24 protein-coding genes are annotated in these 25,720 nt (G+C 62.4%); 6 read left to right on the forward strand and 18 right to left on the reverse strand.

Annotation, left to right across the window (positions count from 1 at the left end):
* Positions 1–63: 63 nt before the first annotated feature.
* The 14 genes from B0G76_RS27265 to B0G76_RS27330 form a co-directional block, all read right to left on the reverse strand.
* The gene (locus tag B0G76_RS27265) at positions 64–1,290 is read right to left on the reverse strand and encodes a cytochrome P450 (RefSeq protein ID WP_259460745.1); all 1,227 of its coding nucleotides are present in this window, start codon (positions 1,288–1,290) and stop codon (positions 64–66) included.
* Between the two features lie 166 nt (positions 1,291–1,456).
* Positions 1,457–2,590, reverse strand: coding sequence for an acyl-CoA dehydrogenase family protein (locus B0G76_RS27270; RefSeq protein ID WP_120295240.1), 1,134 nt, complete (start codon positions 2,588–2,590; stop codon positions 1,457–1,459).
* A gap of 9 nt (positions 2,591–2,599) precedes the next feature.
* Complete coding sequence (locus B0G76_RS27275) at positions 2,600–3,817, reverse strand: acyl-CoA dehydrogenase family protein (RefSeq protein ID WP_120295241.1); 1,218 nt, start codon at positions 3,815–3,817, stop codon at positions 2,600–2,602.
* 54 nt (positions 3,818–3,871) lie between these two features.
* Positions 3,872–4,741 carry a MaoC/PaaZ C-terminal domain-containing protein gene (locus B0G76_RS27280; RefSeq protein ID WP_120295242.1) on the reverse strand — a complete coding sequence of 290 codons (870 nt, stop codon included), beginning with the start codon at positions 4,739–4,741 and terminating at the stop codon, positions 3,872–3,874.
* A 52-nt stretch (positions 4,742–4,793) separates the two neighbouring features.
* Entirely contained in the window at positions 4,794–5,600 is an 807-nt protein-coding gene (locus B0G76_RS27285) for an enoyl-CoA hydratase (RefSeq protein WP_120295243.1), read from the reverse strand.
* A 24-nt stretch (positions 5,601–5,624) separates the two neighbouring features.
* Positions 5,625–6,779, reverse strand: coding sequence for an acyl-CoA dehydrogenase family protein (locus B0G76_RS27290; protein WP_120295244.1), 1,155 nt, complete (start codon positions 6,777–6,779; stop codon positions 5,625–5,627).
* A 31-nt stretch (positions 6,780–6,810) separates the two neighbouring features.
* Positions 6,811–8,010 (reverse strand): acyl-CoA dehydrogenase family protein, encoded by a 1,200-nt coding sequence (locus B0G76_RS27295; protein ID WP_120295245.1) that lies wholly within the window; start codon positions 8,008–8,010, stop codon positions 6,811–6,813.
* A 78-nt stretch (positions 8,011–8,088) separates the two neighbouring features.
* Positions 8,089–9,231: a CaiB/BaiF CoA-transferase family protein gene (locus tag B0G76_RS27300; protein WP_120295246.1), complete on the reverse strand. Its 1,143-nt coding sequence runs from the start codon at positions 9,229–9,231 to the stop codon at positions 8,089–8,091.
* A gap of 2 nt (positions 9,232–9,233) precedes the next feature.
* Positions 9,234–10,088, reverse strand: coding sequence for an SDR family oxidoreductase (locus B0G76_RS27305; RefSeq protein ID WP_120295247.1), 855 nt, complete (start codon positions 10,086–10,088; stop codon positions 9,234–9,236).
* Positions 10,089–10,179: 91 nt separating this feature from the next.
* Positions 10,180–11,034, reverse strand: coding sequence for an enoyl-CoA hydratase/isomerase family protein (locus B0G76_RS27310; RefSeq protein ID WP_120295248.1), 855 nt, complete (start codon positions 11,032–11,034; stop codon positions 10,180–10,182).
* 16 nt (positions 11,035–11,050) lie between these two features.
* Complete coding sequence (locus B0G76_RS27315; RefSeq protein ID WP_120295249.1) at positions 11,051–11,857, reverse strand: enoyl-CoA hydratase/isomerase family protein; 807 nt, start codon at positions 11,855–11,857, stop codon at positions 11,051–11,053.
* 12 nt (positions 11,858–11,869) lie between these two features.
* On the reverse strand, positions 11,870–12,670 hold the full coding sequence (locus B0G76_RS27320; protein ID WP_120295250.1) for an enoyl-CoA hydratase/isomerase family protein: 801 nt from the start codon (positions 12,668–12,670) through the stop codon (positions 11,870–11,872).
* A gap of 84 nt (positions 12,671–12,754) precedes the next feature.
* Complete coding sequence (locus tag B0G76_RS27325) at positions 12,755–13,906, reverse strand: thiolase (protein WP_120295251.1); 1,152 nt, start codon at positions 13,904–13,906, stop codon at positions 12,755–12,757.
* A gap of 60 nt (positions 13,907–13,966) precedes the next feature.
* Positions 13,967–14,332 (reverse strand): Zn-ribbon domain-containing OB-fold protein, encoded by a 366-nt coding sequence (locus B0G76_RS27330; RefSeq protein WP_120295252.1) that lies wholly within the window; start codon positions 14,330–14,332, stop codon positions 13,967–13,969.
* Between the two features lie 339 nt (positions 14,333–14,671).
* Here B0G76_RS27330 and B0G76_RS27335 point away from each other — a divergent pair, with 339 nt between their 5' ends.
* Genes B0G76_RS27335 through B0G76_RS27355 form a run of 5 tightly spaced genes read left to right on the forward strand, consistent with a single transcriptional unit; the run spans position 14,672 to position 19,241 of the window.
* Entirely contained in the window at positions 14,672–15,838 is a 1,167-nt protein-coding gene (locus B0G76_RS27335; protein WP_120295253.1) for an acyl-CoA dehydrogenase family protein, read from the forward strand.
* 46 nt (positions 15,839–15,884) lie between these two features.
* On the forward strand, positions 15,885–16,361 hold the full coding sequence (locus tag B0G76_RS27340; RefSeq protein ID WP_120295254.1) for a MaoC/PaaZ C-terminal domain-containing protein: 477 nt from the start codon (positions 15,885–15,887) through the stop codon (positions 16,359–16,361).
* A 2-nt stretch (positions 16,362–16,363) separates the two neighbouring features.
* Complete coding sequence (locus tag B0G76_RS27345) at positions 16,364–17,617, forward strand: CaiB/BaiF CoA-transferase family protein (RefSeq protein WP_120295255.1); 1,254 nt, start codon at positions 16,364–16,366, stop codon at positions 17,615–17,617.
* A 43-nt stretch (positions 17,618–17,660) separates the two neighbouring features.
* Positions 17,661–18,425: a glucose 1-dehydrogenase gene (locus B0G76_RS27350; protein WP_120295256.1), complete on the forward strand. Its 765-nt coding sequence runs from the start codon at positions 17,661–17,663 to the stop codon at positions 18,423–18,425.
* 39 nt (positions 18,426–18,464) lie between these two features.
* Positions 18,465–19,241 (forward strand): enoyl-CoA hydratase-related protein, encoded by a 777-nt coding sequence (locus B0G76_RS27355; RefSeq protein WP_120295257.1) that lies wholly within the window; start codon positions 18,465–18,467, stop codon positions 19,239–19,241.
* A gap of 52 nt (positions 19,242–19,293) precedes the next feature.
* On the opposite strand, the gene B0G76_RS27360 is transcribed toward B0G76_RS27355, so the two are convergent.
* The 3 genes from B0G76_RS27360 to B0G76_RS27370 form a co-directional block, all read right to left on the reverse strand.
* Positions 19,294–20,454, reverse strand: a complete 1,161-nt coding sequence (locus tag B0G76_RS27360; RefSeq protein ID WP_120296858.1) for an acyl-CoA dehydrogenase family protein — start codon at positions 20,452–20,454, stop codon at positions 19,294–19,296.
* An 84-nt stretch (positions 20,455–20,538) separates the two neighbouring features.
* The gene (locus B0G76_RS27365; protein ID WP_120295258.1) at positions 20,539–21,750 is read right to left on the reverse strand and encodes an acyl-CoA dehydrogenase family protein; all 1,212 of its coding nucleotides are present in this window, start codon (positions 21,748–21,750) and stop codon (positions 20,539–20,541) included.
* Positions 21,751–21,772: 22 nt separating this feature from the next.
* Positions 21,773–23,692, reverse strand: a complete 1,920-nt coding sequence (locus B0G76_RS27370; RefSeq protein WP_120295259.1) for an AMP-binding protein — start codon at positions 23,690–23,692, stop codon at positions 21,773–21,775.
* Between the two features lie 313 nt (positions 23,693–24,005).
* On the opposite strand from B0G76_RS27370, the gene bktB reads away from it, so the two are divergent.
* Entirely contained in the window at positions 24,006–25,187 is a 1,182-nt protein-coding gene (gene bktB, locus B0G76_RS27375; protein ID WP_120295260.1) for a beta-ketothiolase BktB, read from the forward strand.
* 110 nt (positions 25,188–25,297) lie between these two features.
* Here the strand turns inward: bktB and B0G76_RS27380 are convergent, their stop codons facing one another.
* On the reverse strand, positions 25,298–25,690 hold the full coding sequence (locus B0G76_RS27380) for a carboxymuconolactone decarboxylase family protein (protein ID WP_259460746.1): 393 nt from the start codon (positions 25,688–25,690) through the stop codon (positions 25,298–25,300).
* Between the last annotated feature and the right edge of the window lie 30 nt (positions 25,691–25,720).

Below are 25,720 nucleotides of genomic sequence, written 5' to 3' on the forward strand. Positions count from 1 at the left end.
GCCTGGCTACGGTGGTCGCCGATCCTGACGATCGGCCGGGCCGCAATCGTCAGCGTGTGTCGTTCACTTCACATCCCATACCAGCGGCAAATGGTAGAGCGTGCCGTTGACGCCGCCATGCACGCCGGCTCTGTCGCCGGGCTTCAGCGAAAAATCAGGAATGCGTTTGAGCCACTCCTGGAGGAACACCTTGATCTCGACGCGGGCGAGGAAGGAGCCCGGACAACGATGCGCCCCATTGCCGAAGGTGGAGTGAATCGGTGTCGGGCGGTTGAAGTCGACGTCGAGCGGATTCTGGAACTTGCGCTCGTCCAGACCGTGCAAGGTGGTCGGTATGACGATCATGTCGCCGGCCTTCATCTGTACACCCTGATATTCGAAGTCATGTGCGACCTGGCGTCCCTGGTTGACCACGGGAAAGCGGCGCAACAACTCGTCTACCGCTTTTTGCGTCAACTCCGGGTGGTCGATCAGTTGCTGGCGATGCGCTGGACTTTTCGCCAGGAAGTTGGCGATGAAACCCATCGCGGAGGCGACCGTATCGAGGCCGCCGATCAGCACGAGCCCGCACAGCCCTTTGAGTTCCTGGTCGGTCAGTTGACGGCCGTCGATCGTCGAATGAACGATACGGCTGATCAGATCGTCTCCCGGGTTGGCACGGCGCTCGGCGATTTTCACGCCGAGGTAGTCGAAAATCGCGCCGAGCGCTTCCAGCTTCTGTCCGCCCGAGGCAGGCCGCACCATCTTGTCGGCAAGGCCCAGCAAATAGTCGCGATCTTCCGCGGGCAGCGCCACCATGTTCATGAAAATGCCGATCGGCAAGTGTTGCGCGAACTCGGAGACGAACTCGCACTCGCCCCGCGGATAAAAGCCTTCGATCAGCTCGACCGCCATTTCGCGTGCCTTTTCTTCAAGCTTGCTGACGGCTTGAGGCATGAAGGCGGGCGCAATCAGCGCGCGGTAAGCCGTGTGTTCAGGCGGGTCGAAAAAGATCGGCGGCAGCGGCGCATGATTCACCAGCGGCACCGTCAACTGGCGTGACGAAAAATGCTCGTAGTCCTTGAAGATGCGGTAGATGTCATCGCCGCGCGTCGCAATCCAGTGGCCGCCGTTGCGCGGCGTCCAGAAGATGTCGGGCACGGCGTCGTCGTGGAGCTTCTTGAGCGCGAGATGGTAGTCGTCGGCGGCGCCGGGCGGATTGTAGATGTCGAAGTCGACCACCAGTTGCGGCGGAACATGCGCGGGAATCGGCGCCATTTCGGGCGTCATGCGTTGAGCGGTCTCTGACATTCAATGTCTCCTTCGGGATTCCGGTCCGGCCGGCGGTTCTCGAAACCGCAGCGCCAACAGTTTTCTGAATGACGTTCACATATGTATCATACTTGGTTTCCAAAGGGCGAATGACGCCCGCCACGCAAAAATTTTCCATCTCCCGGAGCGGAGGGAACCGGCCGCGCTACAGATATGCGCCGTAGCGTTCCAGATGGTGCTCGGCGTCACCCCATGTCATGTCGATGCAGGTCAGCCGCTTGAAGTACCAGCCGATCGGAAGTTCTTCGGTCATGCCCATCCCGCCGTGCAGTTGCACTGCCTGCTGCCCCACGAACCGGCCGGATCGGCCGATCACGTTCTTGGCGGCGGACAACGCCCGGCGCCGCTCGTGCGCATCCGTTCCGGTCAGGCGCGATGCGGCGAAGTACACTACCGAGCGGGCCTGCTCGACCGCTGTAAGGATGTCCGCCACGCGGTGCTGAAGCGCCTGGAACTCGCCAATGCGTCTGCCGAACTGGGTGCGGGTGCGCAGGTAGTCGTAGGTCATTTCGGCGAGCCGGGCCATGGTTCCGACTGCCTCCGCGCAGAGCGCGAAGAGCCCGTGATCGACGGTCCATTCGAGCAGCGGATAGCCTTCGCCGATTGCGCCTAGCACTGCGCCGGAATCGACCGAAACGCCCGAGAAGCAGACTTCGGCGACCCGCTGGCCGTCCAGGGCCGGGAAACCTTTGAGCGTGACGCCCGGTGCTGTCGCGTCGATCGCGAGGAGCGTAATGCCGGCCGTGTCGGTCTGAGCGCCGGACGTGCGCGCCGACACCAGCAACAGGTCGGCGCTATCGCCGTGCAAGACCACGCCTTTGCGCCCATCGACGATGAAACCCTTGTCCGACGGGCTGGCGGTCGTCGTTATGTTCGACAGATCGAAGCGCGCGCCTGGCTCCAGCGCGGCCAACGCCGTCTTCAGGCGGCCGGCCGCGAGCTCGGGCAGCCAGCGCTCCTTTTGCGCTTCGGTGCCGGCCTCACCGATCAAGCATGCGCCGAGCACCGCGGTCGAAAGATACGGCTCCAGCACCAGAGCGCGACCCAACGCTTCCATCACGATCATGGTTTCCGTCACGCTCGTGTTCATTCCGCCGTATGCGTCCGGCACGTTGAGTGCGAGAAGGCCCATCTCGGCCAACGTGCGCCAGTGCTGTTCAGACCAGCCGCGCGGTGTGGCCGACAACTTGCGCCGCGCCTCGAATGAGTACTCCTTCTCCACGAAGCGGCCCACCAGGTCGCCTAGCATCTGCTGCTCTTCAGCGAGCGTGAAATCCATGACGTCTCCTCAAATGCCAAGCGCCAGTTTGGCGATGATATTTTTCTGGATCTCGGTCGAACCGCCGTAGATGGAAATCTTGCGCCAGTCCAGATAGTGCGGCGCCAGCGCGTTGAGCAGTTCGCCGTGCGCCGTGGTCTCCGCGCCCTCGCTCCAATCGGGCTCGAGCGCCTGCGGCACGAACGGCACCGCGTACGGCCCCGCGCAGGCCATGATCAGCTCGGTCAGTTCCTGCTGGATTTCCGACCCGCGGATTTTCAGCACCGACGCTTCGGGCCCGAGCGGACGACCAGCCGACTCGGCGGAAATCGCCCGCAACAACGACCACTCGTGCGCGATCAGATCAATCTCGACTTTCGCGATCCGGTCGCGAAAGCGGATATCGTCGATGAGCGGCTTGCCGTCCTTCTGCTCGGTCCGCGCGATTTCCTTCAGCCGCAGCATGAAGCGTTTGCAGTTGCCGAGCCCGGCGATATTGGTGCGTTCATGGCCAAGCAGATATTTGGCGATCGCCCAGCCGCGATGCTCTTCGCCGACAAGATTGCGAACCGGCACTTCGACGTTCTCGAAGAACACCTCGTTGACGTCATGGCCGCCATCGAGCATTTTGATCGGCCGCACGGTAATGCCGGGCGTCGTCATGTCGATCAGGAGGAACGAAATGCCTTCTTGCGGACGGCCCTCGCTGTGGGTGCGCACGAGGCAGAAGATCCAGTTGGCCCACTGTGCAAACGACGTCCATATCTTCTGGCCGTTGACGATATAGAACGGTTCGCCGTCTCGCGGAATGCGCTCGGCGCGGGTTTTCAGCGAGGCGAGATCGGAACCGGCGCCGGGCTCCGAATAGCCCTGGCACCACCAGTCATCCATCGAAACAATACGAGGCAGAAAATAGTCGCGTTGCGCCTGCGTGCCGAACTTCTGCAGCACTGGCCCGACCATCGACAGACCGAACGGCATCTGACGCGGCGCCCCAGCGGTGAAACATTCCTCGTCGAAGATATTGCGCTGCGCAGCGTTCCACCCTGCCCCGCCGTATTCGACCGGCCATGCAGGCGCACCCCAGCCGTTGGCCGCGAGAATGCGCTGCCAGCGCACGTAATCTTCACGCGGCAGATGCCGGAAATTCAGCACGCGATCGCGGACATCCGCAGGCAACCGTGCCGTCACGAATTCCCGTACCGAAGCGCGAAAGGCCTTGTCTTCGAGACTTTCTCGCAAATCCATACATACGCTCCTTTGACTTTCCGCCTGCGCGGGACAAACGCAGGTGCCGTGTGTTCAGCTTATTTCGACGATGCCGTTGTTCAACACCACCGCGTCGCGTGCGTCGACTCGCGCGCACAAATGCAGACGGGTGTCACTTTCGCGCCAGAACTGGAAGCGGATGGTTTCGCCCGGATAGACCGGCGAAGTAAAGCGAAGCGCGAGCCGCTTCAGCCTCGCCGCGTCGTTTCCCACGCAGGTTCGAATCGCCGCATATCCGGCGATTCCGTAGGTCGCGAGGCCATGCAGGATCGGTTGACGAAAGCCCGCTTTCGCAGCCACTTCGGGGTCGGCATGCAGTGGATTCGAATCGCCGGAAAGCCGGTAGATGAGTGCGGCCTGCGCGACTGTCGCGACTTCGAATTCGCTGTCGGGCGCGCGTTCGGGAACCGGCGGCAACGCTTCGGGCGGCGCATCGCCGATGCCCGATTCCACGCTGAAGCCGCCGTCACCGCGCAGGAACGACACCTGCCGCACTTCGGCGAGCTTTTCGCCGCTCGCCTCGTCGAACAGATCGCGCATGATTTCGACGATCGCGCCTTTGCCCTCGCCCTTGTCCGAAACGAGGCTCACACGTGTCTTGCTGACAATAGTGGCCGTTGTCGGCATCGGGCGAAAAAAACGGACATCCTGTTCGCCATGCACGAGCTTCAAATAGTCGACGCCCGCACGCGGATCGCGCATCCATGACCTGGGCCACGCGAATGCGGCGGCGCACGTCGGCATGGCCTGCAGATCCTTCTCGTAGACATAGCGAAGCTGCGCGGCGTCGAGCGGATCGCTGCCGATGCCAAGACCCAGTGCATACAGCATGACGTCGCGCGCGGTGTAGGTCTGCGTGACGTCTTCGATCGGCCAGTTTTTGATGACTTCGTACTTCAGCATGACTTTGCCCCGCAATGAATCAATAAGGAATCACTAAAGAATCGCTAACGAATCAATCGTCGGTGAAATTCGGTTTGCGTTTCTCGAGGAAGCTCGCCATGCCTTCCTTGTATTCATCGCACTGATTGGCGATCGGCATGTCCAGCCCGGCGGCCATGATGGCTTCGTGCGGTGTCTGGAACGGCACCTCCCATAACTGCTCCTTCATGATTCGCATCGAGCGCGGCGAGCAGTTTTCAGCGAGGTCGCGCGCATAGGCATAAGTCTCGTCGGCCAGCGTGTCCGACGGGAATGCGCGGTTCACCAATCCCATGCGCTCGGCCTCGATCCCCTTGATCTTGCGCGCCGACAACAGCAGGTCGAGCGCCCGCGCATGCCCGACGTGGTGCGAGAGAATCCACGCCATGCCGTATTCCGCGGTCAGCCCGCGACGTGCGAATGCGGTAGTGATCGTGGCATCGTCGGCCGCGAAACGGATGTCGCAGAACAGCGCGTGAATCAGGCCGATGCCGACTGTCGCGCCGTTCAGCATCGCGATGACGGGCTTCGGTATGGCCGGATAGTACGAACAGCGCGTCTGCCAGTCGGCCCGTTTGCGCATGTCGAAAGGACGCGGCAACTTGGTCATCAGCGCGTGCGGATCGCCGCCGAAGCTGTGAATGTCGCCGCCCGCGCAGAACGCCTTGCCCGCTCCGGTGAACACGATTACACGCACGCCGCGGTCCGCGCCCGCTGCCTGCATCGCGTCGTACACCTCCGTAGCCACCTGATCGTTCCAGGTGTTCATCTGTTCAGGACGGTTCAGCGTGACGGTGGCGATCCGGTCCTTCACGTCGTACAGGATGGTCTCGTAGCTCATGAGTGTCTCCGTCGATCAGTGCGCTTACGCAGCCGCGTCGATCAGTCCGCCCGTACGGGCGAGCTGGGTCAAATGGTGCTCGGCCCCGCCGAACAGAATGTCGATCACGCTTAGTCGGCGCAGATAATGGCCCACCGTGCACTCCTCGGTCATACCGATGCCGCCGTGCAGTTGCACGCCCTGCTGGCCCACGAAGCGCCCGGCCCGGCCGATCTGCACCTTGGCTGCCGCCATGCTGCGCTCGCGTTCCGCTACATCGGGCTCGTCGCTCATCATCGTGGCGAACAGAGCCATGCTGCGTGCCTGCTCGATCATGACCAGCATGTCCACCGCGCGATGCTGCAACGCCTGGAACGAGCCAATGGCGACGCCGAACTGTTTGCGCACCTTGAGGTACTCGACGGTTTGCTCGTGAGCCGCCGACATCGCGCCGACCGCTTCGGCGCACAGCGCGCTGATCGCCTGGGCTGCAACCGTTTCGAGCAACGGCCACGCTTCGCCGGCCACGCCGACGACATCGTCGTCAGTCACGCGCACGCCGGACAGATCGATATCCGCCGCGCGTAACCGGTCCTGCGTCGGATATTCGCGGCGCTCGACGCCCGGAGCGTCGGCCTCGACCAGAAACAGCGCAATGCCGTCGCGGTCTCGGCGTGCGCCGGATACGCGCGCCGAGACGATCAGCCGGTCCGCGCTGCCGCCGTGCACGACGACGCGCTTCGCGCCGTCCAGTACCCACCCGCCGCCGTCGCGTCGCGCGGTGGCGGCGACGTCGGCGAGGTCGTAGCGCGACTGCGGCTCGGCGTGAGCGAACGCCATCAGCAGCGAGCCGTCGGCAATGCGCGGCAGGATAGCTTCGCGCTGCGCCGCGCTCCCGCCCGCACGGATGCATCCGCCTCCAAGCACCACGGTCGCCAGATAAGGTTCGACGACGAGCCCGCGTCCGAACGCCTCCATCACGATCATCGTTTCAACGGGACCGCAGCCGCTGCCGTCGAAATTTTCATCGAACGTCAGGCCCAGCAGTCCCATGTTCGCGTAGCGGGCCCACTGAACGCGGCTAAACCCTTCCGGCTCGGCCAGATACCGCGCACGTTGCTCAAAGCCGTACTCGTCTTTCACGAGCCGCTCGACGCTGTCCTTGAGCATGCGCTGCTCGTCGGTGAAATCAAAGTCCATGGCCGATGCTTCTCCGCATTTCGATTGACGCTCAAAGTCCGAGAACGGACTTGGCGAGAATGTTTTTCTGGATTTCGTTCGATCCGCCGACAATCGAAACGTGTCGCGCGAAATAATGGTTCGGCGCGATGGTCAACGCCCAGTCGGGCTCGCGAAGCGGCTCACCCAGGCCGCGCAGGAAATCGAGGTCGAGCGGCAGCGCATCGGGCCCCGCCACTTCAAGAAGAAGCTCGGCCGCCAGTTGCTGCAGCTCGGAACCCTTGATCTTCAGGATCGAGGTTTTCGGGTCGGGCACATGACTGCCGCGCGCGCTGCTTTCGGCAATCACCCGCATCTGGGTGATTTCTAGCGCCTTCAGTTCGACTTCGATCGCCACGACGCGCTCGCGAAATTGCAGGTCGTCCCACAGCACGCCGTCGCCGCTCGGCACGCGTTTCGCGAGATCCTTCGCGTGGCGGATGCGCATCTTCGAGACGCCCACACGGGCGATCCCGCTGCGCTCGTTGCCGAGCAGAAACTTGGCGTAGTCCCAGCCTTTGTTCTCTTCACCGATCCGGTTCGCCACCGGCACGCGCACGTTATCGAAGAACACCTCGTTGGTTTCGTGATAACCGTCGATGGTGATGATCGGCCGCACCGTCAAACCCGGCGTCTTCATGTCGATCAGCAGATAGGTGATGCCCTGCTGTTTTTTCGCGCTCGCATCGGTGCGCACGAGGCAGAACATCCAGTCCGCGTGATGAGCCGTCGAGGTCCACAGCTTCTGTCCGTTGATCACATAGTGGTCTCCCTCATGAACAGCCTGGGTGCGCAGCGCTGCGAGATCCGATCCGGCGCCCGGCTCCGAAAAGCCCTGGCAGAACCAGTATTCGAGACTCGCAATGCGCGGCAGAAAATCGCGCTTCTGCTCGTCGCTGCCGAACGCGATCAGCACCGGGCCGATCATGTTGACGTTGAACGACAGCGGCTCCGGCGCGGGCGCCATATGCAACTCTTCCTTGAAGATGTACTGCTGCACCGCGCTCCAGCCGGTTCCGCCCCACGCCCTGTCCCATGCGGGCGTCGCCCAGCCGCGCTCGTACAGGATGCGCTGCCAGCGGCGCAGGTCGTTCGCGGAGTAACGCTGCCCTAACACTGCCTTGCGGCGGATGTCGTCCGGCAAGACTTCCTTGAAAAAGGCTCTCACCTCGTCGCGGAATGCCAGTTCTTCATCGGTGTATCGCAGATCCATGCGTGTCTCGTCTCGATTCGTCGATTCGTTGATGCGGCGCCGATGGCAGTTCCGTCGCTTGATTCGCTCGCCCGTTTCTCAGGCCAGCGTCCCTGCCTGTTTCAGTTCGCCGATTCGCTGCGCGTCGAGCCACGTGGCGAGCGCGGCGTCGACCGTGGCCGGATCAGGTGCTTCGGGCGGCGTCGGCATCGCGGGCACCGTCGACGAAAAGCGCGGCGCGGGCGCGGGTTGCACGATCCCATCAATCTCTACAAAGGTCTGACGCGCTTTCAGGTGAGGATGCTCAGGCGCTTCGCACCACGACAGCACGGGCGCGAAACACGCATCTGAGTGTTCCAGCAAAGTGGTCCACTGCGCGCGGCTGCGGCGCTTGAATCTGAGCGCAAACAACGCGCGCGCGGCCGGCCAGTTGCTCTCGTCAAGCTGGGCGCCGAGCGTGTCCGGTGAAATGTCGAGCAAGCGAAGCAACTCCAGATAAAACTTGTCTTCGATCGGGCCCACCGTAATCCATTTGCCGTCGGCGCACTCGTAGACGTCGTAGAAATGCGAACCTGAATCGGTAATATTGGTGCCGCGCTCCTCGCGCCAGATGCCGGCCGCCTGCATGCCGAAAAAGGTCGTGGCCAGATTCGCCGTGCCGTCGACGATCGCGGCATCCACCACTTGCCCCGCGCCGCCATTGCGGGCGTGAAGAATTGCGGCGAGCAGACCCATCGCGAGATACATCGAGCCGCCCGCGTAGTCGCCGATCAGGTTCAGCGGAATCGACGGCGGCTGCTCGAAACGGCCGATCGCGTTGAGCACGCCCGTGATCGCGATGTAGTTCAGATCGTGACCGGCGTACTGCGCGAGCGGGCCGTCCTGTCCCCAGCCGGTAATGCGCCCATAGGCGAGCTTCGGATTGCGCGCGAGACACGCTTGCGGCCCGAGACCCAGACGCTCGGTCACACCGGGACGAAATCCCTCGATCAACGCGTCCGCGCTTTCCACCAGCGTCAGCACGAGGTCGATTGCGGCCGGGTCCTTGAGATCGAGCGCGATCGTCTTGCGATTGCGCAGCAGCAGGTTGTAGCGCAACGGACGCTCGATACCGAGCTTCACCGGTTGCCGCCGGTCGATGCGCAGCACCGTCGCGCCGAGGTCGGCGAGCAACATTGCGCACATGGGCCCTGGCCCGATGCCGGCCAGTTCGATGATCTTCACACCTGCGAGCGGCCCCATGTTCAACCCTTACGCGCGTGAGCACGCATCGCGTCCCACTGTTCGTCGGTCCAGTCCTGCATCGCGCGGAACGTGGGACCGCCCACGCCTTGCATCCAGCGTCCGCCGTCGATCACGATCATGTCGCCGGTGATATAGCCCGAACCATCCGACGCCAGGTACGCATACAGATCGGCGAGTTCGGCATGATCGCCGAAACGCCGCAGCGGCACGCTGCGATCCTGCGATTCGACCTGCGAGCCGGGCGGATAGAGTTGTTCCCACGCGCCTTCGGTTGGAAACAGTCCGGGCGCCACGGCGTTCAGACGTATCCCCTTCGGCCCCCATTCGACTGCAAGACTGCGTGTCATCGCGAGCACGCCGGCCTTCGCCGCCGCGGAGGGGACAGTGAAAGCCGACCCGGTCATGGTCGGTGTCGACACCGTGCTAATGACGTTGCCTTGACGGCCGGCGTCGATCCAGCGCTTGCCCACGGCAATCGTGCAATAGAAACTGCCATGGAGCACGATGTCCAGCACCGCGTCGACCGCGCGCGGCGAGAGCGTCTCGGTCCGCGCGATAAAGTTGGCTGCCGCGTTGTTGAGCAGCAGGTCTAGCGGACCATCTCGCCAGATCGCGTCCATCATCGCTTCGACCGACTCCGCGTCGCGCACGTCCGCTGTGATCGTCGTGACGCGCGCACCGTTGATAGCGGCGCGGAATTCTTCGGCGGTGGCGTCGAGCACTTCCTTGCGGCGGCCGCAAATCACGAGCTCCGCTCCGAGCTCCAGATAACGCCTGCCAATACTCTTACCGAGACCAGTGCCACCGCCGGTAATCAGAATCTTTTTGTCGTGGAGCAGATCGGGTGTGAACATGGTCTGTGTACTTCCGTAATTGGCAATGGCCGGAAACATGGCTAAATCAGGGCGAATCGTGGCGAGACTCGCATGACGAGCCTCCCGATGCTCAGTCGCCGGTGAACACGGCTTTGCGTTTCTCCATGAAAGCCGCGACGGCTTCCGCGTGATCGCTCGTCTGGCGTGTGAGCGGATTCAAATCGACTTCGAGCCGCCATGCGTCTTCGATCGAATTGCCCGCGTTCGCGAGGTTCGCCTTCAGCATCGCCAGCGTCACGGGCGCGTAGCTGGAGAAACGCGCGGCGAGTTCGAGCGCGGCTTCGAGCGCGCCGCCAGGCTCGGCCGTCTGATTGACGAGACCGATGCGCAGCGCGGTCGCTGCGTCGATCACATCCGCTTTCAACATCAGTTCGCGCGCCTTGCCACCGCCGACCTTCTGCGGCAATGTCCACAAAAGCCCGGTGTCCGGCAGCAAACCGACCTTGGCGAAGGCGCAGCAATATTGCGCCGCGCTGCTGCCCACCGCGAGATCGCACGCAGCAGCCAGCGACAGACCGGCGCCAAAACAGGCGCCCTCGACCGCGGCAACGACCGGCTTCGTGCCGGTGTAGATCAGGCGGAACAGACGCACGCCCACCGCGATGCGCTCGCGCAGTTCCAGCAACGATGGCGTGGCAGCCTGCATCTCGGACAAGTCGCCGCCCGCGCAGAAATGACCACCCGCGCCGGTCAAAACGATCGCCCGGGTCGTGGCATCCGCGTGAAAAAGGCGTTCGAAGGCTTGGATGAGCGCAATGCGCATCCTCATCGAAAAGGCGTTGCGGCGTTGCGGATAGTTCATCGTGACGACAGCCACGCCACCCTCGTGGCACACCTGCACGATATCGTCCGGTTCATCCACGCCCGCCTGGCTGTTCGCGTCCCGCAGTGCTTCGCGCAGTGCTTTGTTTCGATCGACACTCATCGGAGAACCCCAATGTTCATTGGCCGGTGAACACCGGCTTGCTCCTATCAAAAACCGCCCGACACGCAGCCTGATGATCCCTGGATTGGCGCAGCACCGGCTGATAGTCGATCTCCGTGCGCAGCGCGGCGTTCATCGTGGACGCGCCGTCGGTCAACGCGGCCTTGAGCAGCGCGACGCCGAGCGGCGGAAGTTCGGCGAGGCCGCGGGCCACATCGATTGCGGCGCCAAGCGCGGCACCCGGTTCCACCAGCTCGTTCGCGAGACCGATCTCAGCCGCTTCGACACCGTCGATTTCCACCGCGAGCGACAGCATCTCGCGGGCGTGCGCCATGCCGATTTTTTCAGGCAACGTCCACAGAATACCGGTATCGGGAATGAGCCCGACACGCAGAAATGCCGCGCAAAAGCGCGCGTTGGAGGCCGCCACGACGTAATCGGCCGCCACGGCGAGCGACAGTCCCGCACCGAACGCCACGCCTTCGACGGCGGCCACGACCGGCTTCGCGCCCGCCATCATGTCGTGCACCACGACGCACGATTCAGCCAGAATCTCGCGGCTTTGCAGAATGGTCCGCTGCGTCATCTCGGAGATGTCGGCGCCCGCGCAAAAGTGCTCACTCGCGCCGGTCAGCACGATGGCGCGTGATTCAGGGTCCGCGGACAGCAGACGGTGCATCGTGTCGCGCAGCGACTGACGCATCTGCCGTCCCATTGCATTGCGGCGGCCAGGATTGTTCAGCGTGACAATGGCCACTGCGCCTTCCCGGCTCACCTCGATCGAGGCCGACGCATTACCCGGATTCGCAGGTTTTTCGCTCATGATGTGCTTTCCCTAGTCGGCCACAAAAACCGGCTTGCGTTTTTCCATGAAGGCGCTGACGGCTTCACGGTGTTCACGGCTGCGGCGCAGGATGGGCTGCAGGTTCACTTCGGTTTCGATCGCTTCGTCGAGCGTGCGGATACCGGTGGCCAGCGCCGCTTTGAGATGCGCCGTCGCCACCGCCGGCAGCGCCGCATATTGGCCGGCAATTCCCAGCGCCGCGGCGAGCGCCTGTCCAGGCTCGACCACCCGATTGGCGAAACCGATCTGCAACGCTTCGGCTCCGTTGAATTCGCGGGCGCTCAGCATCAGTTCACGCGCGCGTCCGCCGCCGACGCGCTGCGCAAGCGACCAGTAAAGACCGCTATCGGGCAGCAACCCGACTTTGATGAATGCACTCGCATAGCGCGCCGCCGATGAACTGACCACCATGTCGCACGCGGCCGCGAGCGAAAGGCCCGCGCCGAACGCAAAGCCTTCGACGGCAGCGACGATGGCCTTCGGCCCGGACACCATCAGTTTGAAGATGTCGAGCGGCAACTGGTTGCGCTCGCGATATTCGAGTACCTTGCGCGGCTTCATCTCCGAGATATCGCCGCCGGCGCAGAACGTATTGCCGGCACCTGTCAGCACGATGGCCCGGCAACCGTCTTCGTGGTGCATCAGGTGATGCAGGCGGTCGTACAGCGTTTCGCGCATCTTCAGCGAGAACGCATTGCGCCGTTCTGGATAGTTCAGCGTGACGATTGCGATCGCGCCGTCATGGTCGACCTGCACGATTTGCGTCGCGTCGCCGGTGGCCTGCTCGCTCATCTGTCTGTCTCCTTGTCGACTGGAGTTAGCGCTTTAGCGCTTACTCCAGTCCCATGCAAAGCTGCCCGCGCCCGCCGCGCCCCATCACAACGTTTCCTCAGTGCCGAGAATCACAGTAGCCTGGCTCGACAAGACACCGCCGTTACCATGCGCGACGGCGAGCCGCGCGCCCGGCACCTGCCGTTCTCCCGCACGCCCGGTGAGCTGCCGCAGTGCTTCTTCCATCAAAAACAGCCCATACATACCGGGATGCACGCACGACAAACCGCCGCCATTGGTGTTGACCGCGAGACGGCCGCCCGGCGCAATCGCGCCGTCGGCGACGAAGCGGCCGCCCTCGCCCTTCGGACAAAAACCGAGGTCCTCGAGGAACAGAATAGTGTTGATCGTGAACGCGTCGTACAGCATCGCGACGTCGATCTCGCCGGCATTCACGCCCGCCATTTCATAGGCACGCCGCCCGGATTCCCTTGCGGCCGTCACGGTCAGATCGGGCATGTTCGCGATTTCCCGATGCGACGTGGCCGAACCTGCCCCGAGCAGATATACCGGCCTGGCGCTCAGATCGCGCGCACGCTCGGCGCGCACCATCACGATGGCCGCCGCGCCGTCGGTCACGAGACAACAGTCGCGCACGGAAAGCGGATCGGAGACAAGGCGCGCGCCCAGTACATCGTCGATAGACATTGGGGTTCGCACGAAGGCCTCAGGATTGAGCCCGGCCCATTTGCGCGCCGCGACCGCCACTTCCGCAAGATCTCTGCGTGTGGTGCCGTATTGGTGCATGTGCCGAGCCGCGGCAAGCGCATACGACGACACCGGATTCATCGGCTTATACGGCGTCTCCCACGGCGAGGGGCGCGACGACTGCACGAGTTTGCCTGAGGCGCTGCGCTGATTGCTGCCGTAGGCGATCAGCGCCACGTCGATCTGGCCGGTGACGAGCGCCATTGCCGCGGTGTGCGCATAGATCTCGAATGCCGAACCGCCGCTGCGGTTGTTGTCGGTGAACTTCGGGTGAATGCCGAGATACTCGGCGAATGTCAGGCCGGACAGCATGTCGTCCGGCGTGCAAACGAACAGGCCGTCGACGTCGGCCGGCGACAGCCCGACCTGCGCCAGCGCATCGACCGACGCACGCGCGGCGAGATCCAGCGACGACTTGCCCGGCGCCTCGCCGATTCCATATGTCGCGCCAGCCACCAGCGCGGTACGCCCACGTAAGCTGAATTCCATACGATCTGTCTCTCGTCGATGCAGCAGCTGTCTTCAGCGCATGCTGCCGCTTAGCTGGCCTCAGGCTGGCTCGAACACGAGCAACGCCGCGTCGTCCCTGTACACGATTTTCGCCTGAACAGGCATGCCAATGCGCACCGCGTCCGGATCGATACCTTCAACACAGCTGAGCATTCTCACGCCTTCGTCAAGGTCGATCAGCGCGACGTTGTAACTCGGCGTGGGCGCTTTTTGCCTCACCACCGTGGTCGAATACACCGTGCCCCGCCCGCAGGCTTCGATCCATTCGAGATCTCGCGCGCCCGTGACCGGCTCGGCCACGCGCGGATAAAACACATGCCGGCCGCTGCTGCGGCTGCGCTGAATCATCAAGCGGCCTTCGGCAAGAAACTTCTGATAGTCGACTTCAGGACAAACAGACTCCATTTCGCTCCTCCCATGCACTACGCAAAGGGCCTCGACGCCGAACCAACCCGGTCTCCGTGTCACTTATCGACCGGAGAAAATCCAATAGTCGAACAACGTTCTTAATACTAAACGCGTGACAGCGGCCATGTCAACCGTGCCGAACCGTGCTCGCGTGCTGTCCGACAAGGCTCTCACTACATCCGAACAACGCTCGCGGCGCACTACGGGCAAACCCCTGTTCGCTCGACATCACGCTTGACGAGTCCGGAGTCATCGTTTACGTTATCGAACAGTGTTCATTATTTTGAAGATCGGTTGATATATCGAACCTGGCGCCATTAGCAAGAGACTTACAACGTGACTTATCGACTGACAGACGACCAGATTCAGATCCGCGACCTGATCCGGCGAGTGGCCATGGAGCGCGTCGCGCCGCGTGCGGATGAAATCGACCGCACCGCTGAATATCCGCACGACATGTACGCGTTGCTCAAGGAACTGGGGCTTTTCACGCTTCCGTTTCCCGAGGCTTATGGTGGCGCCGGCAGCGTGATGTCCGCCTGCATCGCCGTCGAGGAATTGGGGCGGGTTTGCTACAACACGGGTTACCTGCTGGTCGTGCAATGGACGCCGTTCGGCGCGGTTCTGGAAGGCGGCACGGAAGAGCAGAAAGCGCGTCTCTTGCCGGGGCTTGCGTCAGGTGAATTGCGTGGCGCGCTCTCCATCACTGAATCGCAAAGCGGCTCGGACGTCTCGGGAATCCGCACCACGGCACGCCGCCAGAACGGCGGTTACGTGCTGAACGGATCGAAGATCTGGTGCACCAACTCGCACATCGCCGATTTCATGCTGGTGGCGGCGAAAACCCTGGATGAAGAAGGCACGCCGCTCGGGATCAACCTCTTTATCGTCGACCGCAAAACCCCTGGACTCACGATCGGCCCGGAGGAAGACAAGATGGGCGCGCGCGGCGTGGCCTCGTGCCCGCTCTTTTTCGACGACGCATTCGTCAGCGCCGGCGAACGGCTTGGCCCTGAAGGCGGGCAAGGCTTCAAGGTGGCCATGGAAGCGCTCAACACCAGCCGTCCGATCGTGGCGGCGCGCGCGGTAGGCATCGCGCAGGGTGCGATCGATCACACCATCCGCTTCATTCAGGACCGCGTCGCCTTCGGGCAGACGATCGGCAACTTCCAGGGCGTGCGCTGGATGGTGGCCGACATGGTCACGCAAACGGAAGCCGCGCGTCAGCTCGTCTATCGAACCGCGTCTCTGGTGGACGCCGGCGTGACGGGTCGCGAGCTCGCCCCGATGGCGGCAATGGCGAAGATGTTCGCCTCCGACGTCGCGATGAAGGTGGCCACCGACGCAGTGCAACTGTTCGGCGCCGCGGGCATCTCCAACGAGTATCCGATCAATCGCTATTTCCGCGACGCCAAGGTCGTCCAGATTATCGAAGGGACCAACCAGATTCAGCGAAACATTGTCGCGGACAGCGTCCTCGGACGCGTCAAAAAATCGGGCTAACGCACCCGGCCCTTACGAGTGCGTGACAACGAAAGAGAGGACAGGTATGGAAGAAATCGAAACGGTTGGCTTGGGGATTCACTGGGAAGACCTGCCCGTCGGCCGCAAGTTCAGGACGGTCGGACGCACCGTGACCGAAGCGGATGTCGTCAATTTTGTTTCCGTGACCGGCATGCTCGAAGTGCTGTTCACCAATACCGAGTTTCTGAAAAAGACGTCGGCGATCAAGGGCCGGGTCGCGCCCGGCGCGCTGGTGTTTACCTTCATCGAGGGGTTGCTCACGCAGGCGACGATGCAAGGCGTGGGTTTCGCGTTCCTGAACATGGAGCTCGACATCAAGGGTCCAACCTTTGTCGGCGACACGATTCACGCCGAATGTGAGGTCATCGAATGCCGGGCCAGCAATGGGCGCCCGGGACTGGGGCTCGTGCGCACCCGCAACCGGGTGTTCAAGCAGGACGGCTCGGAAGTCATGGTGTATACGCCGCTGCGGCTGGTGAAAGGCAGAGACTACAAGGCGTGACCATGCACACCCCACAGCAACCTCTCGATCTGCCGACCGGTCCGCTGACCGGCGTGCGCGTCATCGACCTGACGATCAATGTGCTGGGGCCCGTCGCGACGCAGCTTCTTGGCGACATGGGTGCGGACGTCGTCAAGATCGAGCCGCCCGAAGGCGACCAGAACCGCAAGAACGGACCAGGGCAGAACCCCGACATGGCGGTGTTCTACACGATCATGAACCGCAACAAGCGGAGCGTGTCGCTGAACCTGAAGCTGGCCGAATGCCGGGAGGCTGTGCTCCGGCTCGTCGAGACCGCCGATGTCTTCATTCACAGCATGCGGCCGAGCGCGGCGAAGCGCCTCGGCATCGATTACGACGCGATCAAGGCACGCAATCCGCACATCATTTATGCATCGGGCCCTGGCTATCGTCCGGACGGACCCTACCGGGACCGCCCCGCATTCGACGACGTCATCCAGGGCGAGAGCGGAATCGCCGCCATGAATCGCGATGCGGACGGCTCGCCGCGCTACTTCCCGACGGTAATCGTCGACAAGTTCTGCGGCTATGTGCTTGCCTCGTCCGTCAGCATGGCGCTGTATCACCGCGAGCGCACCGGTCTGGGCCAGTGCGTACAGGTGCCGATGTTCGAAACGATGCTGCAGTTCAACCTGTTCGAACATCTGTGGGAAGGCGCACTCGGCTCGGCGGACGGCAAGGGGCTGGGTTATTCGCGTATGTTCTCGCCGCACCGCCGGCCGTACGCAACGAAGGACGGTCACATCTGTCTGCTCGCGGTCAACAACGACCAGTGGCGGCGCGTGCTGTATGCGATCGACGCGGCTCATCTGCTCGACGATCCGCGCTTCTGCCACATGGCCGACCGCATGCGCAACATCAACGAGCTGTATCGCATGGTCAGCGACGCGATCCAGACCCGGACCACGGCCGAGTGGAATGCCATCTTCGCGGCCGCCGATGTGCCGCACGGTCCGGTGCGTGAACTGAACGACCTGATGCTCGACGACTACCTGAAAGAGACCGGGTTTTTCCAGCACTACGAGCATCCGACAGAAGGCGACATGGTGATGACGTCGATCCCCGTGCACTTCTCCGAGTCGCCCGGCAATGTGCGCTACCTGCCGCCGAATCTGGGCGAGCACAGCGTCGAAGTACTCATGGAGGCCGGATACACCGCGAGCGAGGCTGCGAAACTGAGCGGCCGCGCCCCGGTCGATTCGACACCTGTCGCTGAAGCGATCACCAAGGCTTGACGGGCGCCATGGCGGCCCACCACATCACGCGAGGAATCCGAAAATGAAAGGTCTGAAGAACAAGGTCGTAGTCGTCACGGGCGGCGCAGGCGGAATCGGCACGGCCATCAGCAAGCGCTTCGGCGAAGAAGGCTCCGTTGTCGCGCTCTTCGATCTGAACGCCGAAAGCGCCGGGCGTGTGGTGGACGAAATCGAATCCGCGGGCGGCAAGGCTCGCGCCTATCGCGTCGACATCACCGATCATGAAGGCGTGAGCGCAGCTGTCGCGCAAGTCGAGAAGGAACTCGGCCCGATCGAGATGCTCGTGAACAACGCGGGCTGGGACATGGGTGCGTTTTTTCTCCAAACGGAAAAGCCGTTCTGGGACAAGGTCGTCGCCATCAACCTGTATGGTCCGCTGAACATGCACCACGCCGTTCTGAAGCGAATGGCCGAACGCGGCCGCGGGAGAGTGGTGAATATTTCGTCCGATGCGGGGCGCGTTGGTTCGTCGATGGAAGCGGTGTATTCGTTCTGCAAGGGCGGCATCATCGCGTTTTCGAAGACCATGGCGCGTGAAATGGCGCGGCAGCAGATCCCTATCAATGTTGTCTGCCCTGGTCCGACGGCCACCGCGTTGCTCGACAACCTAGCGCAGGGAGAAAAAGGCGAACGCATCAAGGCGGCGCTCGTCAAGGCGGTGCCCTTTGGGCGCATGGGCGAACCCGACGATATAGCGGGCACGGTCGCCTTCCTCTCCAGTGACGATGCCGCGTTCATCACCGGCCAGGTGATCAGCATCTCCGGCGGCCTGACGATGGCAGGCTGAGCGCCGCGCACTTATTCAACTCCCAACCGGAACATCAACATGGAATTCCAGGACATTCTGTATCGCGAGGCTGAGGGCGTCGCGACGATCACCATCAATCGCCCGAAGGTGTACAACGCGTTCAACGCGAATACGTGCGAAGAACTGATCAAGGCGTTTGGCAAAGCGGGCTGGAACAAGGACATCGGTGTTGTCGTGCTGACTGGCGCGGGCGAAAAGGCCTTCTGTACGGGCGGCGATCAATCCGGCGACGGTTACGGTGGACGCGGCACGGTCGGCCTGCCGATCGAAGAGTTGCAGAGCATCATTCGCGACATTCCCAAACCCGTCATCGCACGGGTGAATGGCTATGCGATCGGCGGAGGAAACGTGCTCGTCACGATCTGCGACCTCGCCATCGCATCGGACACGGCGATTTTTGGCCAGGTCGGTCCGAAGGTCGGTTCGGTCGATCCCGGTTTCGGCACAGCGTACCTTGCGCGCATCGTCGGCGAAAAACGCGCGCGCGAAATCTGGTATCTGTGCCGCAAATACAGCGCGAAGGAGGCGCTCGAATGGGGATTGATCAACGCGGCTGTCCCGCCCGGGCACCTCGATGCGGAAACGAAAAAATGGTGCGACGAAATCTTGCAGATGAGCCCGACCGCCATCGCGCTCGCCAAGCGCTCGTTCAATATCGACACCGAGAACATTCGGGGTATCGGTGCGTTCGCAATGCAGGCGCTGGCGCTTTACTACGATACGGATGAATCAAAGGAAGGCGGCAACGCGTTCCGTGAAAAACGTAAACCGGAGTTCCGAAAGTTTGTGAAGTAAAGGTTCAATGCTTTGCGCGACGATGCCGCGCACCCTTCCTCGACATTCCTCATCAGGCCGCCATGGCTCGAGCGTCCGCCTGAATCTGCCGCGCGTAACGGTTCAGGTGGTGCTCCATATTCCCGAACAGCACGTCGACGATCAACATGCGCCGGTAATGATGGCCGACTTTGTACTCGTCGGTGATGCCGTAGCCGCCGTGCAACTGAATGCCTTGCTGCGTCACGAACTTGCCGCTTCGCACGGTCTGCGCCTTGCAACCCGATACCTCCACGCTGCGCGCCGGCCCGTCTTCGGTCAGCGCGCGCAGCGCCCGATGCAACGTTGACCGCGCCTGCATGGCGTCGATCGCCATATCGGCGATGCGATGCTGCAGCGCCTGAAAGCTGCCGATGGGCACGCCGAACTGCTTGCGCGTTTTCAGGTAGTCGGACGTGAGTTCAATCGTATCGTCGATGTCGCCCAGCAGTTCCGCGCAACTCGCGACAATCGCTTCATCGACCGCGGCCTGCAGTCCTTGCAGCGACTCACCGGGTGTGCCGAGCACCGCGCTTGCAGCAACCGTCGCACCTGCAAGCATCACATCGGCGGCGAGTGTGCCGTCGAGCAAGCGGTACGGCTCGAGCGTCACGCCGGTCGCACGCGGATCGACGAGGAAAAGCGCCACGCCTGCGTCATCGCGCACGCCGCCCGCCACACGCGCGACGACGATCAGACGATCCGCCACCGGCGCACCGACCACGAGCGTCTTGCGTCCATCGAGACACCATGTGCCGCCCGGCATCGGCCGTGCTGTCGTGCTCACATGTGACACGACGCCTCGCGCTTCACGCTCGCTGTGCGCGACGGCAATCACGGCATCGCCCGAAATGATCTCTGCCAGCAAGTCGTCGCGTTGTTCGCCGCTGGCGCAACGGGTCACGACCGCCGCGGGGAACACCCCGCACATGACATACGGCTCCAGCACGAGCGCGCGTCCGAGTTGCTCCGCGATCAGCGCACTCTCGACCGGCGTAAATCCCAGACCGCCAAATGCTTCGGGCACCGCGACACCGAGCCAGCCCATCTCGCCAAAAGTGCGCCACATGCCGCTTGAAAAGCCTGCTTCATGAGCAAGCAGTTTGCCGCGATGCTCGAACGTATAGTTTTTTTGCACGAAGCGCTGCGCGCTGTCCTGCAACATCTGCTGTTCGTCGTTCAGATCAAAGTTCATGTTGCGTCCTTTCGTGCTCGCAAAAAAACGAGGCCGTTCGATGAAAGCGATCCGCGCCATCGCACCATATCGGCGAAATCGGCGTCAAAGTCCAAACAGCGCCTTCGCGACGATGTTCCGCTGAATTTCCGCCGTGCCGCCGTAAATCATGCATGCGCGCCGGTAGAACACCTCGGCTGCGAGACCGGGCGCGTAGTCCGGACCTGCGAAGGTCTGCACTCGCAGCGCCCGGTCTTCGTTTGGATCGGCGTAGAACACCGCACCGTAATCGCCGATCACTTCAAGCAGCATTTCAGTCAGCTTCTGATGCAACTCGGAGCCACGCACTTTCAGCATCGAACCGACCGCCATGCCGCCACTGCGTTCGTCCAAACCTTGATGCAGGATCTTCTGCACTGCCATGTCGATGGCAAGCACTTCGAGTTCGTACTGGGCCAGTCTCGCCGCGAAAGTCGGATCTTCAAGCAAAGGCGCGCCACCCGCGCGCTCGCGCATTGCGTAGTGACGGATCTTGCGCAGATAGCGTCTCAGCGCCGGGGCTTCCGCGCCAAGGAACGCTCGCTCGTTGAACAGAAGAAACTTTGTATAGCCCCAGCCCTTGTTTTCCTCGCCGATCAGATTGTCGACCGGCACACGGACATTGTCGTAAAACACTTCGGCGAGGTGATTGCAACCGTCGAGCGTCACAATGGGCCGGACAGTGACGCCGGGCGACTTCATGTCGAGCAGGAGGAACGAAATGCCCTTCTGCGGCTTCGCTTCCGAATCGGTCCGCACCAGCACGAAGTTCCATTGACCATAGCTTCCGAAACTCGTCCAGATTTTCTGACCGTTGACGACGTAATGATCGCCTTCGCGAACGGCCGTCGTGCGCAGAGACGCGAGGTCGGAGCCCGCTCCGGGTTCTGAAAAACCCTGCGCCCAGAACACTTCGCCGCGCTGGATAGGCGGAAGAAAGCGGCGCTTCTGCTCTTCGTTGCCGAATTCGCAAATCACCGGCCCGACCAGCGATACCCCTGCCTGATTTTGCGCAGGCGCGCCCGCCAGATAACACTCTTCCTCGAAGATATAGCGTTGCGCCGCGGTCCATCCTGTGCCGCCCTGGTCTGCCGGCCAGTGCGGCACGGACCAGCCGCGCGTTTCGTGCAGGATACGGGTCCAGTGCAATGCATCGTCGTCACCGGCGAGAAAACCTTGCGCGCCGCGCCAGGCGAGATCGGGAGGCAGGTGCGCCTTCAGAAATTCCTGTACTTCGATGCGGAAGGCTTTGTCCGCGGGATTGACATGAAAATCCATCGGATGATGTTCCTGTTTCAGTTCATGGGGTCCGGCTTGCTGCGCTCGCAGGAACAGCGCGCCGCCGCGCTACCAACGTGCGAGGCGTGGGCACCGCTTCGTATAGTTCAGCGACCACGGCGCATCTTTGCGCTAGCACGTTGGCCTGACTGATCGCACCTTTCGCGCTCAATTCGCCGTTGTCGAGCGTGGGCTGCACGCTCTCCAGCGCAATCCGCTCGATCCGGCTCGAACTGCCGCCGGAGCGCGTGGCCAGCATGTCGAGTTCGCGCTGAAAGTGCTCACGCACGCCGGCACTGGCGACGATTTTCTCAGCGTCCAACGCGCGCCCGATCGTGTCGCCGCACAATGCCCGGCACGCTTCGAGATCGGGAAAAACCAGAGCCGTGAGAAAGTCCCGATCATGCCCGGCAATCACGACGTCACGCGCGTAAGGTGAAAAAGCATTCAATGCAGCGAGTCTCAGTTCTGCCACATTCACCCACGTGCCGGAGGACAGCTTGAAGTTTTCGGCAAGTCGGCCGTCGAAGCGCAAGCCGAGTTCCAGATGCAGCGGATCGATGAACGCACCGGCATCGCCCGAGCAGAAATAACCCTCTTCGTCGAAAGACGCAGCAGTTCGTTCGGAATCCTTCCAGTATCCCGGCGTCACGCAATCGCCCGCGTAACGAATTTCCATCTTCGACCCAACCGGCACGACCTTGACCTTGACGCCCGGTACGGGCAGCCCGGCAATCACTTCGCGGCGCGGATCCCAAGCCGCCGACATCGGCGTGGGACCGGCTTCAGTGCCGCCCAGCCCGGACATGATCAATACGCGCTGGCCGATGGTCTTCACGGCGAGTTCATCGAATGCGGCCCAGATGTACTCCGGCAGGCTGGCACCGCCGTAGTAGATCAACGCCAGCTTGCTGAAGAAATTCCGCCGCAGCGTTTCGTCCTCGCGCAGATGCGGAAGCAGTGCCGCGAGCCCCTGTGGCGTATTGAGGTAGATAACCGGCGCGATCTCCCGCAATGCATCGACCGTTGGACCGATCTGCTCCGGAGTAGGCTTGCCGGGATCCAGGTAGTAAGTGCCGCCGCCGTACAGCGCCATGCCGAAGTTATGCGTGCCGCCGAATGTGTGATGCCACGGAAGCCAGTCCACCAGTATGGGCGGCGTATCCTGAAGAAAAGCGAAAGTCTGCGCGACCTGCTGCCGGTTACTGCACAGCATGCGCTGCGAGTAGATCACCCCCTTGGGCGCGCCGGTGGTCCCCGAGGTGAACATGATCTTGCCGACCGTATCGGGACCGACGTTGGCAAACGCGTCATCGACTGCCGCAGTCAGCGGCGTGGCAAGCCAGTCGGAAAAGAGCGACGCCGTGCGCCCTTCGGGCAGATTGCCGCTCACAAGACATTCGACTTCGCCGAACACTTCGCGCAACGCGCGCCCGTAAAGAGCGCCATCGTCCGCAAACACGAGGCCCGGCGTGCATACCGCGGCGAGATATTTCAGCTTGGAGAAGTCTTCGGACAGCAATGAATACGCCGACGTAACGGGCACGTAGGGTACGCCCACGTGCAGTGCCGCGAGAGCCAGCAGCGCATGCTCGAAACCGCGTTCCGAGAGAATCATCAGCGGCCTGTCAGGCGACAGGCCTAGAGCCAGCAGAGCTTCGCCGAGTGCACGTGCGCCATCGAGCGCCTGCCGGTATGTCAAATGCTCCCAGCGGGCACCGTCGGCTGTTCGTCGCGCAAGCAGCGGCCGATCGGGCGTGACTGTAGCCCAACGCACGAGACGCTCAGTCAGTCGCAGAGGATAAGAATTCAGCGCTTCGCTCAGTTCATAGACCACACTCCCGTCAGGACGCCGCTCAACAGTGGCCTTCGTACCGCCAAGGCGAAGCGGTCGAAACGGCACATCCATCAAGGGGTCGTGTGAAAGCTGGCCTGCATTCATCTCCGTCGTCCTGTCGTTAGCTTGCGGGCCGCGCACCTACCGCTTCGAGCGGCTTCGTCGAACTTCGCAGCAGCCGTTACGTGAACCAATAAATGAACGGCGATCAATAATAAGAACCAGCATACCGTGGATTCCTGCCTGCGTCCATCCTGCATCGCCTAACGTAATCGCACATCGCCGCGACGCAATCCATGTCCGGTCTCGACGAAAATCGTTCGTAGACATTTGGTCGAGAATCAGCTATTTTATGAACATCGTTCGCATTTATAAACGTTATGATATGAATTGCCACCCAGTTTTCCGGGAGATCGGGATGCAGAGAGAAGTTGTAATTGCAAGCAGCATGCGTACCGCGATCGGCGATTTCGGAGGCGCGCTGGCCTCCGTTGCACCGACACAACTGGGTGCGACTGTGGTGCGCGAAGTACTCGAGCGGGCGCATGTCGAAGGCGATGCGGTCGGTCACGTCGTATTTGGCAACGTGATCCACACGGAGCCGAAGGACATGTATCTCGCGCGCGTCGTCGCTCTCGAAGGCGGAGTGGGCATGAACGCGCCCGCGCTTACGCTGAACCGCCTGTGCGGCTCGGGTCTGCAGGCGATCATTTCGGCCGCGCAGGCAATCTGGCTTGGCGACACGGACATCGCGATCGGCGGCGGCGCGGAAAACATGACGCGCGCGGCCTATCTCGCAACCGGCGCGCGCTGGGGTGCGCGCATGGGTGACATCCGGCTGACCGACATGATGGTCGGCGCGCTGACCGACCCTTTTGGCGCGTTTCATATGGGCGTGACTGCGGAGAACGTTGCGGCGAAATACGGCATTACCCGCGACGAACAGGACGCACTGGCCGTGGAATCGCATCGCCGGGCCGGACGTGCTGTCGAAGCCGGCTACTTCAAGGAGCAGATTGTTCCGGTTGCGGTGCACACGAAAAAAAGCGCGACGATGTTCGAACTCGATGAGCACGTTCGCCCTACCACCACGGTCGACGAACTGGCGAAGCTGCGCCCCGCGTTCCAGAAGGACGGCACCGTAACAGCCGGAAACGCATCCGGTCTCAACGACGGCGCCGCGGCCGTGCTGCTGATGGAACGCAGTACAGCCGAAGCGCGCGGCATCCGACCATTGGCGCGGCTGGTCGCCTACGCTCACGCCGGCGTCGATCCGCAATACATGGGCATAGGCCCCGTGCCGGCCACCCAGAAGGCGCTGAAACGGGCCGGACTGACCGTGGCGGACATCGACGTCATCGAAGCGAATGAAGCCTTTGCCGCGCAGGCATGTGCCGTCGCCAAAGAACTGCAGTTCGATCCTGAACGAGTGAACCCGAACGGCTCCGGTATTTCGCTGGGCCATCCGATTGGCGCAACGGGTGCGATCATCACGGTCAAGGCGCTCCATGAACTGCAGCGGACCGGTGGCCGCTATGCGCTCGTGACGATGTGCATCGGCGGCGGTCAAGGCATTGCGGCAATCTTCGAGCGCATCTGAACGCAAGCGAGCCGCCGACACGGCGCCTCCCTCGCACCTCGATGCTCCGCGGGGGCGCTATCGATGCCGCCGCAATGCAAGCCGCGGACTTCGCAAACCGGTACCGCATGTTATTCCTGGACGGTCGCCACGCGTTCGCCCAGCACATCCTTGCACGCCTTCAGGGCGACGCTGACAGCCGGAAAGCCGACATACGGAATTGCGTGTAGAACGACTTCTTCGAGCTCCTTCTCCGTCAGGCCGTTTGCAAGCCCGATACGCACGTGATTGCTGAATTCCCACGGCGTGCGCTGCGCGATCAGCATGCCTAGCGTAACGAGGCTTCTCGAACGGCGATCCAGGCCTGGACGCGCCCATGCGTCACCGAATGCGTTTTCAAGCGCGAGCGACGCTGCATCGGCGGCGAATCCACCGGACGCCGCGGCGGCATCCATTGCACCCAGAAACTCGTCGCCCAACATTTCTCGAACCACCTGACGTCCCTTCTCACGACTTTCTGACACGGTCTACTCCTTCTCATCGACAGTTGTATT

It is taken from the genome of Paraburkholderia sp. BL23I1N1 (assembly GCF_003610295.1).
In the GTDB taxonomy this organism is placed as follows: domain Bacteria; phylum Pseudomonadota; class Gammaproteobacteria; order Burkholderiales; family Burkholderiaceae; genus Paraburkholderia.

Coding starts and splice junctions, on each gene's coding strand:
- bktB (WP_120295260.1), top strand. CDS start 24,006: ATGCAGAGAGAAGTTGTAATTGCAAGCAGCATGCGTACCGCGATCGGC.
- B0G76_RS27285 (WP_120295243.1), bottom strand. CDS start 5,600: ATGAGCTACGAGACCATCCTGTACGACGTGAAGGACCGGATCGCCACC.
- B0G76_RS27305 (WP_120295247.1), bottom strand. CDS start 10,088: ATGTTCACACCCGATCTGCTCCACGACAAAAAGATTCTGATTACCGGC.
- B0G76_RS27360 (WP_120296858.1), bottom strand. CDS start 20,454: ATGAACTTTGATCTGAACGACGAACAGCAGATGTTGCAGGACAGCGCG.
- B0G76_RS27330 (WP_120295252.1), bottom strand. CDS start 14,332: ATGGAGTCTGTTTGTCCTGAAGTCGACTATCAGAAGTTTCTTGCCGAA.
- B0G76_RS27270 (WP_120295240.1), bottom strand. CDS start 2,590: ATGGATTTCACGCTCGCTGAAGAGCAGCAGATGCTAGGCGACCTGGTG.
- B0G76_RS27325 (WP_120295251.1), bottom strand. CDS start 13,906: ATGGAATTCAGCTTACGTGGGCGTACCGCGCTGGTGGCTGGCGCGACA.
- B0G76_RS27315 (WP_120295249.1), bottom strand. CDS start 11,857: ATGAGCGAAAAACCTGCGAATCCGGGTAATGCGTCGGCCTCGATCGAG.
- B0G76_RS27290 (WP_120295244.1), bottom strand. CDS start 6,779: ATGGACTTTGATTTCACCGACGAGCAGCGCATGCTCAAGGACAGCGTC.
- B0G76_RS27345 (WP_120295255.1), top strand. CDS start 16,364: ATGCACACCCCACAGCAACCTCTCGATCTGCCGACCGGTCCGCTGACC.
- B0G76_RS27320 (WP_120295250.1), bottom strand. CDS start 12,670: ATGAGCGAGCAGGCCACCGGCGACGCGACGCAAATCGTGCAGGTCGAC.
- B0G76_RS27295 (WP_120295245.1), bottom strand. CDS start 8,010: ATGGATCTGCGATACACCGATGAAGAACTGGCATTCCGCGACGAGGTG.
- B0G76_RS27350 (WP_120295256.1), top strand. CDS start 17,661: ATGAAAGGTCTGAAGAACAAGGTCGTAGTCGTCACGGGCGGCGCAGGC.
- B0G76_RS27310 (WP_120295248.1), bottom strand. CDS start 11,034: ATGAGTGTCGATCGAAACAAAGCACTGCGCGAAGCACTGCGGGACGCG.
- B0G76_RS27300 (WP_120295246.1), bottom strand. CDS start 9,231: ATGGGGCCGCTCGCAGGTGTGAAGATCATCGAACTGGCCGGCATCGGG.
- B0G76_RS27275 (WP_120295241.1), bottom strand. CDS start 3,817: ATGGATTTGCGAGAAAGTCTCGAAGACAAGGCCTTTCGCGCTTCGGTA.
- B0G76_RS27340 (WP_120295254.1), top strand. CDS start 15,885: ATGGAAGAAATCGAAACGGTTGGCTTGGGGATTCACTGGGAAGACCTG.
- B0G76_RS27365 (WP_120295258.1), bottom strand. CDS start 21,750: ATGGATTTTCATGTCAATCCCGCGGACAAAGCCTTCCGCATCGAAGTA.
- B0G76_RS27355 (WP_120295257.1), top strand. CDS start 18,465: ATGGAATTCCAGGACATTCTGTATCGCGAGGCTGAGGGCGTCGCGACG.
- B0G76_RS27280 (WP_120295242.1), bottom strand. CDS start 4,741: ATGCTGAAGTACGAAGTCATCAAAAACTGGCCGATCGAAGACGTCACG.
- B0G76_RS27265 (WP_259460745.1), bottom strand. CDS start 1,290: ATGTCAGAGACCGCTCAACGCATGACGCCCGAAATGGCGCCGATTCCC.
- B0G76_RS27370 (WP_120295259.1), bottom strand. CDS start 23,692: ATGAATGCAGGCCAGCTTTCACACGACCCCTTGATGGATGTGCCGTTT.